Here is a 589-nt window from a genome sequence, read left to right as displayed (position 1 = left end):
TGGATGTGGTGCATTTCGCAGTTGTCAGCTCCATGTCGACAATCCGGCACCGGACACGTCGGCGACATCATGGATGCCAACGCGCGCTGCTTACTATTGGCAAACCGCTGGGTGCGATACAGGTTCACCGCACCCTCTGTCGGGTGAAACGCCGCGACCTCCAACTCGTCGCCGACATGCTGCGCGAGAAACTCCGCACCCGTCATCGTCGTGCCATCGGTTAGCGTGAGAGTGACCTCGTCGCCGGCGCCGGATTGGATCCGCGTCCATTCGGGAAGCGGCACCATAACAATCGGGCGTGGTACTGCATGCGGCACCCCACCACCGTCGCCATCACCACGCAACAGCCCCATAAGCGCATCAGCCATCTGGCCGGCTGGTGGCAGTTCCGTATCGATCAACCCACGCAGCGTGTGCTCAATATCGGCAATGTTGCGCGCCGAATGCGTCAAGTGCAGCGTTGCCATCCCTTCGCGCGCACGCGAGAACCGCACTTGTTTTTCCGGCGCGGGTTTCTTCGCGTCGATGACCTGATCGGCATAGCGCGACAGCGCGTCGAAGCGGCCCTGAAACTTCAGCAGGGTAAAAC

General features: G+C 61.3%; 1 pseudogene. It reads right to left on the bottom strand.

What is annotated here, in order from left to right:
* A pseudogene (locus HMPREF2734_RS12030) lies at positions 1-589 on the bottom strand (HNH endonuclease); the annotation flags it as partial.

Origin of the sequence: Corynebacterium sp. HMSC055D05, from assembly GCF_001810365.1 — a bacterium.
Lineage (GTDB): Bacteria > Actinomycetota > Actinomycetes > Mycobacteriales > Mycobacteriaceae > Corynebacterium > Corynebacterium coyleae.
This window is presented reverse-complemented; position numbering and strand designations above follow the sequence as displayed.